The 12,795-nt window shown below is 50.9% G+C and carries 10 protein-coding genes; 9 read left to right on the top strand and 1 reads right to left on the bottom strand.

Annotated features, from left to right (window positions below; translation table 11 throughout):
* Window positions 1-138: 138 nt before the first annotated feature.
* The 7 genes from argC to argH all read left to right on the top strand — a co-directional run bounded on the left by argC (window position 139) and on the right by argH (window position 8,665).
* Window positions 139-1,191 carry an N-acetyl-gamma-glutamyl-phosphate reductase gene (argC, locus tag B9Y93_RS13790; RefSeq protein ID WP_085494999.1) on the top strand — a complete coding sequence of 351 codons (1,053 nt, stop codon included), beginning with the start codon at window positions 139-141 and terminating at the stop codon, window positions 1,189-1,191.
* An 83-nt stretch (window positions 1,192-1,274) separates the two neighbouring features.
* On the top strand, window positions 1,275-2,543 hold the full coding sequence (argJ, locus tag B9Y93_RS13795; RefSeq protein ID WP_085495001.1) for a bifunctional glutamate N-acetyltransferase/amino-acid acetyltransferase ArgJ: 1,269 nt from the start codon (window positions 1,275-1,277) through the stop codon (window positions 2,541-2,543).
* 25 nt (window positions 2,544-2,568) lie between these two features.
* Window positions 2,569-3,390, top strand: coding sequence for an acetylglutamate kinase (argB, locus tag B9Y93_RS13800; RefSeq protein WP_085495003.1), 822 nt, complete (start codon window positions 2,569-2,571; stop codon window positions 3,388-3,390).
* A 94-nt stretch (window positions 3,391-3,484) separates the two neighbouring features.
* Window positions 3,485-4,690 (top strand): acetylornithine transaminase, encoded by a 1,206-nt coding sequence (locus tag B9Y93_RS13805; protein WP_085495005.1) that lies wholly within the window; start codon window positions 3,485-3,487, stop codon window positions 4,688-4,690.
* A 103-nt stretch (window positions 4,691-4,793) separates the two neighbouring features.
* Window positions 4,794-5,741 (top strand): ornithine carbamoyltransferase, encoded by a 948-nt coding sequence (gene argF / locus B9Y93_RS13810; protein WP_085495008.1) that lies wholly within the window; start codon window positions 4,794-4,796, stop codon window positions 5,739-5,741.
* Window positions 5,742-5,828: 87 nt separating this feature from the next.
* Window positions 5,829-7,103, top strand: a complete 1,275-nt coding sequence (locus tag B9Y93_RS13815; RefSeq protein WP_085495009.1) for an argininosuccinate synthase — start codon at window positions 5,829-5,831, stop codon at window positions 7,101-7,103.
* Between the two features lie 140 nt (window positions 7,104-7,243).
* On the top strand, window positions 7,244-8,665 hold the full coding sequence (gene argH, locus B9Y93_RS13820; RefSeq protein WP_085495011.1) for an argininosuccinate lyase: 1,422 nt from the start codon (window positions 7,244-7,246) through the stop codon (window positions 8,663-8,665).
* 549 nt (window positions 8,666-9,214) lie between these two features.
* Here the strand turns inward: argH and B9Y93_RS13825 are convergent.
* Complete coding sequence (locus tag B9Y93_RS13825; protein ID WP_085495013.1) at window positions 9,215-10,642, bottom strand: VanW family protein; 1,428 nt, start codon at window positions 10,640-10,642, stop codon at window positions 9,215-9,217.
* A 560-nt stretch (window positions 10,643-11,202) separates the two neighbouring features.
* On the opposite strand from B9Y93_RS13825, the gene ftsE reads away from it, so the two are divergent.
* Together ftsE and ftsX are read left to right on the top strand one after the other, a co-directional pair.
* Window positions 11,203-11,889, top strand: a complete 687-nt coding sequence (gene ftsE, locus B9Y93_RS13830) for a cell division ATP-binding protein FtsE (RefSeq protein WP_085495015.1) — start codon at window positions 11,203-11,205, stop codon at window positions 11,887-11,889.
* Window positions 11,879-12,790, top strand: a complete 912-nt coding sequence (gene ftsX, locus B9Y93_RS13835; protein WP_085495017.1) for a permease-like cell division protein FtsX — start codon at window positions 11,879-11,881, stop codon at window positions 12,788-12,790. Before ftsE ends, ftsX begins: the two co-directional genes overlap by 11 nt.
* Window positions 12,791-12,795 lie beyond the last annotated feature (5 nt).

Consider the following 12,795-nt stretch of genomic DNA (forward strand, 5'->3'; position numbering starts at 1 on the left):
GTTATCTATTGTATTTATATTTACCTAGACGTATAATGATACATATTTGTTGGGCGGGAATCTTATTTCAGCCCACAGTTCGGACATAGAGAGGCACGCCTAAAGGCAAGGGTGTGCAAAGAGAAGGAGAGATCTGTGATGACGGAAGCAAGCTTGAAGGTAGCGATTATAGGATCAACAGGATACGGCGGAGTGGAACTGATTCGAATACTGTTGCAGCATCCTCAGGTAGAAATTGCTTCGGTCATCTCAGCCTCCAGTGTAGGAGAACCGATAGCTGCTGGGTATCCTCATCTGAACGAGATCATGTGCGATACGCTGGACGGAGTGGATCCGAAGGAGATTGCAAGCAAGGCTGAGCTGGTGTTCACAGCAACCCCTACTGGCGTCAGTGCGAAGCTGGTTCCTCAGCTGCTGGCGGAAGGGCTTAAGGTGATTGATCTGTCCGGGGATTTCCGGCTGAAGGATTCCTCTGATTACGTGAAATGGTATAAGCATGATCCTGTGGATGAGGATGCTTTGGAACAAGCGGTGTATGGGCTGTGTGAATGGTATGGCGAGCAGGTGCAAGGACAATCCTTTATTTCGAATCCAGGCTGCTATGCAACGGCCGCGCTGCTTGGCATGGCGCCTATCCTGAAGGCAGGGCTGATTGATCCAGACTCTGTGATCATCGATGCCAAGTCAGGTGTATCCGGAGCGGGACGGGGAGTCAACCTAGGCGTTCATTTCTCAGAGCTCAATGAGAACTTCAAAGCATATAAGGTGAATGCTCACCAGCACACACCGGAGATTGAGCAGGTGCTGAGCGAGCTGCATGGTAAGCCGGTGACAGTAACCTTTACGCCTCATCTTGTTCCGATGACGAGAGGGATTATGTGCACGATGTATGCGAAGTTGAAAGCGCAAGTGTCGAATGAGGATCTGGTGAAGCTGTATCAAGAGCAGTATGCAGGCAGACGATTTGTACGCATACGTCCAGCAGGGACTTATCCGGCGACCAAAGAAGTATACGCTTCGAACTATTGTGATATTGGCTTCTCGGTAGATGAACGTACGAATCGGGTTACCATTCTATCTGTGATCGACAATGTTATGAAGGGAGCCGCAGGGCAGGCGGTTCAGAACTTGAATGTAATGATGGGCTGGGAAGAATCCACGGGTCTTCTTTTCACACCTGTTTATCCATAAATTATGGACTCCAAACGAGTGCTGCGCAGCGAACAGAAGAGTCAGGCGGTTGATATTTAAAGAAGAAAGAAGCGTGATCAGGTATGAGTACGAAAGTAGAAGCGGAACAAGCGTCAGTCGCATCGTCAGCGCAGGACTTATTCACCATTATCGATGGTTCGGTAACGACGCCTAAGGGATATCAGGCCTCAGGGCTGCATTGTGGATTAAAGAAGACAGAGCGCAATGATATTGGCGCTATCGTGAGCGACGTTCCTGCCACAGCGGCAGCTGTATATACGACCAATGCCTTTCAAGCCGCGCCGCTCGGCGTGACGAGAGAGAGTCTAAGCGTATCAAAGCAGCTTCAAGCCGTTATCGTTAATAGCGGCAATGCGAATGCCTGCACAGGGAAGCTGGGCGAACAGAACGCATATCGGATGCGAGAAGCATTTGCACAACAGCTAGATGTTGATGCTCATCTCGTCGCAGTAGCTTCGACAGGAGTTATCGGAGAGCAGCTGAAGATGGACTGTGTGGAAGCAGGCGTAGCAGCACTCCCTGAGAAGCTGTCGGCAGAACGCGAAGGGGCGGAGCAGTTCAGCCAAGCCATTCTAACCACGGATCTCGTCAAAAAGGAAGCTTGCGTCTTGGTTAACGTCAATGGCGTTCAAGTGACGATTGCAGGAGCGGCCAAGGGTTCTGGCATGATTCATCCGAACATGGCCACGATGCTGGCTTTTGTGACGACGGATGCTGCGGTCGAGCCGACAGCGCTTGAGCAGCTGCTTAAGAAGACTACCAATCAGACATTTAATATGATCACGGTGGACGGAGATACAAGCACGAATGACATGCTGCTTGTGATGGCTAACGGTACAGCCCAGCCAGAGGTGCTGCATGAAGGGCATGAAGCGTGGCACGCATTCGAAGCGGGCTTCCGCTACGTATGCGAAGTACTGGCACAAGCAATCGCAAGAGATGGGGAAGGCGCAACGAAGCTGATTGAAGTGCAGGTGCAAGGAGCTTCCAGTCATGAATCTGCAAGCAAGATCGCGAAGTCCGTTGTCGGTTCAAGCCTTGTGAAATCAGCGGTCTTCGGCGCTGACGCCAACTGGGGAAGAGTGATCGCGGCTGTAGGCTACGCAGGAGAAGCGGTGGAGCCGGATAAGGTGGACATTCATTTGGGACCGATCGTTGTGCTGGAGCAGTCCACACCGGTAGCGTTTGATGAAGAAGAGGCATTAGAGTACTTGCGCAATGACAAGATCGTCTTTACGATCCAACTGCATATGGGCGAGGGTGAAGCGGTAGCCTGGGGCTGTGATCTGACTTACGACTATGTGCGCATTAATGCCGCGTATCGAACGTAAGGCGTGAAGGATAGGGGGAGAAGAGATGAGCAATCAAGACAACCAAGGATTTGTGATGAAGTGCGGGGGAAGCACGCTTGCCGATTTGCCTGATTCCTTCTTCGAGCAGCTTCGAGATGTTCAAGCTTCAGGCGTTGTTCCGGTCATCGTCCATGGAGGCGGCCCGGCCATCTCAGACACCTTAAGCAAGCTTGGCATAGAGACGGAATTCGTTCATGGCCTACGCAAAACAAGCGATGAGGTGCTGAATGTCGTAGAGATGGTACTTGCTGGCAGCATGAACAAGCAGATCGTACGGCGCTTGAATCGAGTCGGCGCTTCAGCTCTTGGATTGTCTGGGACAGACGGACAGCTGATCCAGGCACAGCCAGTGCCTCAGGCTGAGGAGATCGGATTTGTAGGCGATGTGACCTCCGTAGAGGCATCGCTTATCAACGGTGTGATGGAGATGGGCTATATTCCAGTCATTGCTCCCATTGGCATCGATGAAGCGGGACAACGCTATAACATCAATGCGGATACCGCTGCTGGCGCAGTAGCTGCCCATCTAGGCGTGAAGCGGCTTGTGGTCATAACGGATGTAGCAGGCATCATGAAGCCGGTGGATGGCGAGTTGACACTGCTGCAGGTCGTGACGACGGAGGACATTGAGAAGATGATTGCCTTGGGCGAGATCTATGGCGGCATGATTCCTAAGGTCCGTGCAGCAATGAAATGCTTGGAAGGTGGCGTAACCGAGGTGGTGATTGCGAAGGGCACAGAACCTGATGTGCTTAAACGGCTTGCGGCTGGCGAAGAACTCGGTACCCGAATTGTCGTTCATCATCCAGAGACAGCAGATGTCTGAGGAAGGCTGCAAAAATAGAACATAAAGAATCCAAATCGCAGTGTACTTGCGATAAATGTATAGATTTGAAATAACAAGGCTTGGGGGGATCGACATGACAAACTCGCAAGGGAATGGACAGCAAGCAGACAGTGCCCTGTTTCCTACGTATGCAAGATATCCAATCGCATTAGTAAAAGGTGAGGGCAGCCGACTGTGGGATGCAGAAGGCAAGACTTATCTGGACTTTATGAGCGGTCTTGCCGTTACGAATCTGGGCCATGCGCCGAAGCAGGTTAGAGATCGGCTGGTGGAACAACTGGATACCCTATGGCATGTATCGAACCTGTTTCATATTCCGCAGCAGGAGGAAGCTGCGCAGCTCTTAGTCAAGCATTCCTGCGCAGATGCTGTATTCTTCTGCAACAGCGGCGCGGAAGCGAATGAAGCAGCAATCAAGCTCGCCCGCCGGTATCAGAATCTAATTGCGAAGACAGGACGGACAGAGATCATTACTTTCCACCAATCATTCCATGGACGTACTTTGGCTACCCTGACTGCAACGGGACAGGACAAAGTCAAGGAAGGCTTCGCACCGCTGCCGACAGGCTTCCGTTATGTTCCCTTTAATGATAAGGAAGCGCTGCTCGCCGCGATTACGGAGCAGACAGGGGCCATCATGCTGGAGATGGTTCAGGCAGAAGGCGGCATCAATATGCTGAACCCTGACTTTGCCGAACAGATTGTACAATGCTGCGAGGAGCATGGCCTCCTGCTCATTGTTGATGAGGTCCAGACGGGCATGGGCCGTACCGGGCGCTGGTTCGCTCACGAGCATTATGGGCTAAGCCCGGATATCATTACCTCAGCCAAAGGCCTTGGCAGCGGCTTTCCGGTAGGCGCGATGCTGGCCAAAGCCAAGCTGCGCGAAGCCTTCGGGCCAGGCAGCCATGGTTCTACCTTCGGTGGCACGCCGCTGGCGATGGCCGCTGTTATAGGAACCCTGCTTGCGCATGAAGAGGAGAAGCTCGCGGAGCGCGCGGATGAGATGGGGCAATACTTGATGCAGGAACTGCAAAGCAAGCTTGGTGCCCTATCTGTAGTCAAGGAGATTCGCGGCATGGGACTGCTTATCGGAATCGAATGCGATATGCCAGTGAGCGGTATGCTGGCTGCGGCTCAAGAGGCAGGTCTTATCTTTGTAACAGCAGGACCCAATGTGATTCGTCTGCTTCCGAACCTCAAAGTAACAAAGGAAGAGATTGATGAGGCGGTTCAAGTGCTTGTGCATGTGCTCCAGCAGGCTGAAGTGACAGCCTAGAAGTGGTGCTTATGAGAGGTAAGAGATTTGCTTAAGAGAACTAATACATGCTGATTGTACGATTGCAGGGAGAGCCTGCTCACAAATAGACGGAGGTGCACGCATGACATTAACTCAAATCGACCTTAGAGGGCGGGACTTTGTTGCCCTTGCGGATTACACCCAAGAAGAGCTGTACACGCTGCTGAAGGTGGCAGGCTCGTTGAAAGAGAAGCAGAAGGCAGGTAATCCAGAGCAGCCGCTTAAGGGCAAGACCCTTGGCATGATCTTCGAAAAGTCCTCTACACGTACGCGAGTATCATTTGAGGTGGGGATGTATCAGCTTGGCGGGCAAGCCTTATTTCTTAGCAAAAACGATATTCAGATCGGCCGCGGCGAAACCATCGAGGATACGGCACAGGTGCTGTCTCGCTACGTGGACGGCATTATGATTCGTACGTATGCTCATCGCACGGTCATTGATCTGGCTCGGGCTGCAACGGTTCCGGTTATTAACGGGCTGTCTGACTTGAATCACCCCTGTCAGGCGCTTGCTGACTATATGACAGTGCTGGAGAAAAAGGGTCGCCTTGAAGGGCTTAAGATCGCTTATATTGGCGACGGCAACAATATGGCTCACTCCCTTATGATGGGCGGCGCGAAATTTGGCATGAACGTAGCAATCGCAACTCCTGAGGGATACGAGGTTGATGCGGATGTGGCGAAGCAGTCGCAGGAATTTGCAGAGCAGCACGGCGCTTCGATTACGCTCACTCATGATCCGAAGGAAGCTGCTGCCGATGCAGATGTGATCTATACGGATGTATGGGCAAGCATGGGCTTTGAAGAGGAGCAGCAGCAGCGTGAGAAGGCATTCCAAAGCTTCCAAGTCAATGAAGAGCTTGCGAAGTATGCGAAGAACGATTACTTGTTCATGCACTGCTTGCCAGCTCATCGCGGAGAAGAAGTTAGCGCAGGCGTCATCGATGGCGAGAACTCCATTATTTTTGACCAAGCGGAGAACCGTCTTCATGCACAAAAAGCGATTATGGCACTGACTATGAGCAGCTAAATCGCAACACGAAGCTTAAAGTAAATGCGAGCAGGCGATACGCCTGAATAGAATTTAGATGAAGCAGGGCAAAGGAGTGGAATGGACATGGCAAAAAATAAAATCGTTCTCGCCTACTCAGGCGGTCTGGATACATCCGTTATTCTCAAATGGTTAAAGGAAACCTACGACGCGGAGATCATTGCCTTCACCGCGGACATTGGTCAACAAGATGAGCTGGACGGCTTGGAGGAAAAAGCGCTCGCGACGGGCGCTTCCAAGGTGTACATCGATGATCTTCGCGATGAGTTCGCGAAGGACTTCATCTATCCGATGTTCCAAGCAGGCGCGCTATATGAAGGGCAATATTTGCTCGGAACGAGCATTGCGCGGCCGCTGATTGCAAAGCGCATGGTTGAGATTGCTCGTGCCGAGGGTGCCAATGCAATCGCACATGGTGCGACAGGCAAAGGCAATGACCAGGTGCGCTTTGAGCTTGCAGCAGCAGCTTTGGCTCCTGAGATAGAAGTGATTGCGCCATGGCGCTCGGAGCAATTCCGCAACGAGTTCCCTGGCCGTGCGGAGATGATTGCTTATGCAGAGAAGCATCAGATCCCGGTGCAGGCGTCTGCAGCGAAGCCATACTCGATGGACCGCAACCTGCTCCATATCAGCTTTGAGAGCGGCATGCTGGAGGATCCATGGTTTGATGCTACAGCTCCTGAGAACAAGAGCATGTATGTGCTCAGCGTAGATCCTGAGGATGCGCCGGATACCGCGGAGTATGTGGAGCTTGCGTTTGAGCAGGGCAATTGTACGGCAATCAACGGCGAAGCCTTAACCCCGCTTCAGGTGATGGAGAAGCTCAATGCGCTTGGCGGCAAGCACGGGATCGGCCGTGTTGATATGGTTGAGAATCGCTTTGTCGGCATGAAGAGCCGCGGCGTCTATGAGACACCAGGCGGCACGATCCTATTTACCGCGCATCGCAAAATGGAATCATTGACGATGGATCGTGATGTGATGCACCTTCGTGATTCCTTAATTTCAAGATACAGCAGCACCGTGTACAATGGCTTCTGGTTTGCTCCAGAACGGCTTGCGATGCAGGCGCTGGTAGCAGAGAGCCAAAAGCATGTGACAGGAACGGTTCGCCTCAAGCTGTACAAAGGCAATGTCATGGGCGCCGGAGTGCAAAGCCCGCTTAGCTTGTACAATCCGGATATTGCGACGATGGAAGCGGACCCGACTCAAGCGTACGACCAAAATGACGCGACAGGCTTTATTCATCTGAACGCGCTGCGCTTGAAGGTTGCTTCAGGCGTGCATGGTTCTGAGGTGCATGGCATTCAGATAAAAAAGGAGCCTGCAGCATCCGTGTAAGGCGTAACAGTAGGATAGAAGGACTATACAGGCCATCCATCGGCGTTGTCAGGATGAATTTGCTCAGTGTGCTCAGAGCAACTGGCAGCTGCAGTTAATTGACTAGAGCACGTGGATGGCAACGCTAAGGAGGTACGCGTGTGAGCAAGCTATGGGGCGGGCGGTTTACGAAGCAGACGGATGAACTTGTGGAGCAGTATACCGCCTCCATTTCATTTGATAAAGCATTGGCGGAAGAGGACATTCAAGGAAGCCTTGCGCATGTAACCATGCTTGGCAAGTGCGGCATTCTGCCAAGCCAGGACGTGGATCAGATCAAGCAGGGGCTCCTGCAGGTGCTGGAGCTGATTCGTACAGGCGAGATGGAGTATTCCGTCTCTGATGAAGATATTCATATGAACATCGAGAAGAAGCTGATCGAGCTGGTTGGACCGGTTGGCGGCAAGCTTCATACAGGCAGAAGCCGCAATGATCAGGTTGCCACGGATATGCATCTGTACTTGCGCAAGCATGTCATTTCCTTTGTGGAGCTGCTTGGCAAGCTGCAAGAAGCATTGATTGAGCAGGCGAAGGCCAACAAGGATACGATCGTGCCGGGCTATACGCATCTGCAGCGGGCACAGCCGATTCTATTTGCTCATCATCTTATGGCCTATGTCTCGATGTTCGAACGAGACATCGAGCGCTTGAAGGACAGCTATAAGCGCATTAATACCTTGCCGCTTGGCGCAGGTGCGCTGGCGGGAACTACCTTCCCGATCGATCGCCACTTTGTTGCTGAGCAGCTTGGCTTTGAACGGGTCTATGAGAACAGCTTGGACGCAGTCAGCGACCGTGACTTTATCGTGGAGTTTCTATCCAACGCGTCCATGATGATGATGCATCTGTCCCGGCTGTGCGAGGAGCTTGTGCTGTGGTCCAGTACGGAATTCCAGTTCGTGGAGCTGGACGACGCCTTCTGCACCGGCTCAAGCATTATGCCGCAGAAGAAAAATCCAGACGTCGCCGAACTGGTCCGCGGCAAGACCGGACGTGTGTACGGCAACCTGGTAGGCATGCTTACCGTACTGAAGTCGCTTCCGCTTGCGTACAACAAGGATATGCAAGAAGACAAGGAAGGGATGCTGGATACAGTAGCGACCCTTGATGGCGCACTTCGCTTGTTCGCGCCAATGATATCGACGATGAAGGTCAATAAGGAGCGCATGCGGCAGGCGGTTCGCCAAGACTTCTCCAATGCAACAGACATTGCGGACTTCCTTGTTAACAAAGGACTGCCATTCCGCCAAGCGCATGAAGTCATTGGGAAGACGGTGCTCTACTGCATTCAGCGCGGTGTTTACTTGCTTGACCTGACATTGGACGAGTTCAAGCAGTTCTCGCCGCTGTTCGATGAGTCCATCTATGACGTCTTGCAGCCAGAGCAAGTGGTGAATGCTCGTAATGTATATGGCGGTACAGCCGCACCTCAAGTTGAAGGAGCGATCCAACGGGCAGCGGGAGCGCTCTCCGATACACAGCTGTGGGTGGAGCAGCATCAGCCGGCGCTAGCAACGATATAGGCGTGCAGTTGGAAGACGGTTAGTGTGCTCGGGCAAGTTCAGTACAGCGGATAGGCATCGGTTAAGGCTTTTGCGCTTGCTATGAGGCGGTACCTTTCATTAGGGAGAAAGCCAGCCGCAATGAAATGGGGGAATCGCTCGCACGGTTCCTTAATTCCTTAAGACAAGTGCTTTGCTGCATGAGGTTCCTGCGAAGCCAGACAGCATGAATCGGCCAGCATGAGATCCGACAGCGGACATTCTGCAAGCTTGTGTGCAGAATGATCCTAGAGGACTGGTTGTAGTGGGGGTTACAACGAGTTGATAGCATGAAGCTAGGTAAAGATATCGTGAAGTAAAGCAGTATAATCGCAGAAGAATGTGCAGATCTCCTCGCGTTAAGAGTGTCCTGAGAGGCCTTACGCGTGCGAGCTGCTACAGCAGAAAGGGGCTGTTCCTTCGTCATGCAGACGTTAGGAGCAGCCCCCATTCGTTTTTGATCGAACGCAAATGACATCATGCAGTGAACGCCAGCGCAGAGGTTCTTCCCCAGATGAGCAGGATGCACAATTAGAAATTTGGCCCCGTAACCCCATCCTCAAGAATAGGCTCTGGATTAGATGGCTTATCGCTGCCTGGCGCAGCAGCACCATTGTTGACCGCGATTAAGGTCGGCTGAGCCTTGTAGGTGTCGACATACATTTTTTCCCGAGAGACTTCTTTTCCATCTACGAGCTTAATGCGATAGGACTCTACCTTGTAGCCCTGCTTTCCTTTTTGGATCGTCTCCCGCGAGCCGACAGGCAGACTTGAATTTTTGACATACTTTACAGTTGGCTGAATGACTTGGACGGTCTTCGTTTCCATCTTATAGGTGACGTTGTCTTCTAGCGTGCCGAACAGCTTGATCGTGAGCTGGTTATTCTCAGAAGAGGTGCGAATAAGCAGATTTTTGCCGGTCGTGTTTTTGAAACGGAAGTTAATGTAGCCCTCAGAGAAGGTCGCATCCAGCCCAATTGGAAGATAGGCCACAGGCAGAGAGTGGTTGCGCCGTTCTACAATCTCAAGGCCGGTGCGAAGCACGGCGTTATAAAGTGTGCTTGAGACTTGGCAAATGCCGCCGCCAATCCCTGGGACGAGCTTGCCATTGAAGATGACAGGCGCTTCCTGAAAGCCATACGCCTTCTCTGTCTCGGCAATGACCTTTTCATAATCAAAAATGTCCCCTGGCTTCAGCACCATATCATTAATCGTCTTGGCAGCTGAAACGACATTATGAATGCGCCCAGCATCTCCTGGCTTGAGAAAGGTCGAGATTTCAATAATTTTGCGGTCAATGCCCTCTGCTTTAAGGCTTTTAACCGTGACAGGAGCGTCCTGTTTGATCAGCGGAACCTCGATCGTAAGCGTATCGCCTTTATGCCATTCAGAGGGGATGGCGACTCGTATAACCTGCTCCATCTGCATTCGGTCAAGTCGAAATACGGCTTGATCAGGTGTGTAGACTACCTTGTCATCCTTCGTAATGGTTCTCGTCGCATTTACAGGCTTGCCGAAGGTCTGGATCTCCCATTGGGAGTGGAAGCGCTGCTTCCATACTTGATTATCCCAGGAGAATTGGAGAGCCCAGTTAGCTTTGAACTGCCGTCTTGCTTCTATGCGTTCCCATAAGCCTCCTTCTTGAAGCTTCTTAAGGGCAGCAATCAGCTGATCGGCTTGATAGTGAACGCCTAGCTTCGCAAGCGTGGTCGACACCGAATTTACTTCCGTACCCGGAAAGGTGAATGTCACAGGAGTTTGCTCCAGCGCTTCGATCCGCTCCTTCAACTGCTGCTCGAATTCGTCTTGCTCCATGCCTCCAATTGCCCAATCGGAGAGTATGACATTATCGGGAATAGCAGTCGAATAAGCATAGCGCTGAGCCCAGCTCCAACATACAGCGGCAGCGATAAGCAGAAGAAGAGCGACGCCTGCCAAACCGATATATCGTTTTTTCACGAGTACAGCCTCCTGTCTTTCACATTAGAAGAGTGCGTAATGAAGGGAAAGAGATAAGCCATGAAAGATGATGAGTGTATAGCCCAAATAACAAAAAGGGATTGTGATGAGCAGCGAAGGTGTTATGTTAATGGTTTTGTGTGGGTGGGGGGCTGGCAGGAGTATCTTAAAGCTTCCATAGAACCATGTTCTCTCCACCCTATGAAGCAATTAATTATAAGGGGTTGATTGCTGCTGCGTATCACGCTTTATGATGCTGATTTGGACATGCTGATGGCGTTAATGGATCTAAGAACGATGCTTTGCAGTCATCTACTCATCTATATGCACATGGCTTGAGAAACTTTCCGATAGGGCCCTGAACAACAACAATCTAGAGCTGCTGTCGAAAAAGATAGCGTACAGCGCAAAGGGGAAAATGCTGGTACTTTCCCGGGAAATAACGAACAAAAGGTTACAAATTGTAAAAAAAAATGTAGAAATTCGGGTTGAAATAAAGGAATCTGATACCCGTTGTCGAATATATAAAGGCTGATTTCTAACTTTAGGAAGTGATTGCTTTGATAGAAATGCAAGACGTGTGGAAGACCTATCAGGACGGTTCCCATGCGATTCGCGGCATTTCGGTGCGTATTGAGAAGGACGATTTTGTCTATCTCGTAGGACCGTCAGGTGCAGGCAAATCGACATTTATGAAGATGATTTATAGAGAAGAAGTGCCAACAAAGGGGCAAATTTTTGTTAATGGATTCAATATTGGCAAGTTGAAACGACGCAAGATTCCTTTTGTAAGACGCAATATTGGCGTTATCTTTCAGGATTTCCGCTTATTGCCGAAGCTGAATGTGTCTGAAAATGTAGCCTTCGCGATGGAGGCGATTGAAGCGCCGAAGAAGATCATCAAGCGGCGGGTGCCAGAGGTGCTGGAACTGGTTGGTTTGAAGCATAAGCTGACAAGCATGCCCTCACAGCTGTCGGGCGGCGAGCAGCAGCGTGTGGCGATCGCCCGTGCAATCGTTAACAATCCCACGGTCATTGTAGCCGATGAGCCGACAGGCAACCTTGATCCGGAGACCTCTTGGGAGATTATGAGACTGCTAGAGGAGATCAACTATCGAGGGACGACCATCTTGATGGCGACTCACAATAAAGACATCGTGAACACGATCCGAAGACGCGTTATTGCGATTGAATCAGGACAGATTGTGCGAGATGTGATTCGGGGGGATTACGGCTATGACGGCTAACACCATGACCCGGCATATTCGCGAGGGCAGCAAGAGCATATACCGCAATGGCTGGATGTCAATCGCATCCATTAGTTCAATTGTGATTTCCTTATTTATACTTGGCGTGTTTATTCTATTGTCTTTCAATCTGAATGTAATGACGAGCGAGCTGGACAGCAAGGTTCAGATTCGTGTTTATTTGCAGCTTGAGGTGACACAAGATGAGGTTGCTCTGCTCCGAACGGATATTGGCAATATGGCAGAAGTGAGCAAGGTAGAGTATGTGACCAAGCAGCAGGGCATGGATCTGCTGGAAGAGAGTCTTGGCGAGGATGGCAAGGACATTCTAAGCGGTTATACCGACGAGACGAATCCTCTTCCGGATTCTTTTACTGTTGAGGTTAAGGACCCGCAGACCGTAGGCATGGTTGCGAAGAAGATCCAGGCCTTGAATGAGACGAATGCGGCACAGCCGATCTGGAAAGTGAAATACGGCCAAGGCAGTGTTGAGAAGTTGTTCCAAATGACAAAGATGATCCGCAACTTTGGACTTATTCTTGTTGCAGGTCTTGCGATAACCGCCATGTTTCTTATTTCAAATACGATTAAGATTACGATTATGGCGCGTCAGCGCGAGATTGGCATTATGAAGCTGGTTGGCGCAACAAACTCCTTTATTCGCTGGCCGTTCTTTGTTGAAGGATTCCTAATCGGCTTGATTGGGGCTGTGGTCACGATTGCTATTCTATTTTTGGGTTATGACCAATTGCTCAGCTATGCGGCTACTAATCTATCATTCATTCAATTAATTCCGTTTGAAGAAGTTTGGCTGATGGTTGGTTCTGTACTATTGGCACTCGGCATTCTTATTGGCGTATGGGGCAGTACCATTTCCATTCGCAAGTTTCTCAAAGTCTAGTCTTG

Origin of the sequence: Paenibacillus aquistagni (assembly GCF_900177815.1) — a bacterium.
In the GTDB taxonomy this organism is placed as follows: domain Bacteria; phylum Bacillota; class Bacilli; order Paenibacillales; family Paenibacillaceae; genus Paenibacillus_B; species Paenibacillus_B aquistagni.